The 443-nt window shown below is 51.9% G+C and carries 1 protein-coding gene; it reads right to left on the bottom strand.

What is annotated here, in order from left to right; translation table 11 throughout:
• A partial coding sequence (locus tag E1189_RS00415; protein WP_155158179.1) for a hypothetical protein occupies window positions 1–416 on the bottom strand: 416 nt, incomplete at its 3' end.
• Window positions 417–443 lie beyond the last annotated feature (27 nt).

A 443-nucleotide genomic window follows, 5' to 3' on the forward strand; every position in this document is an offset into this window, starting at 1 on the left:
TCGATACCTGACGCTTGCAGCTTAACTTGCTGCCAGGCGGATAAAAAGCGAAAGCAGTGGGCCAGTTGACTGAGACAGGATGCATTTGTGCCTTCACTGCTTTCCACCGCAAGAGCAGCCCAGTTGAACGCTTTCCCCAGAAGGGGCAAATGTTCGGGCAAGATTTTCTCAACGTTCATTAATTCCCGGTAGTAACGAATGCTCGAATATAAGCAGGTTTCAAACCCTGAAAACAACTGTTTATCGAGTTGCAGCTCATCAAACTCCCCCCATGCTCCCATATCAGTGAAAACGGTTGCGAAACACAGTTCGATCTCCTTGTCCTCACAGGGGGTGTTCGCCACCCCACCTGCCGCCTGGGTGCGTAGTCGGGTATAGATGTCCAGAGCCGCTTGCAGATTGTCCGTGCCCCCCATGACCTGGAGATGTCTGCCCAGTGTTAA

It is taken from the genome of Parendozoicomonas verongulae (assembly GCF_009711465.1).
GTDB classification, from domain to species: Bacteria; Pseudomonadota; Gammaproteobacteria; order Pseudomonadales; family Endozoicomonadaceae; genus Sansalvadorimonas; species Sansalvadorimonas verongulae.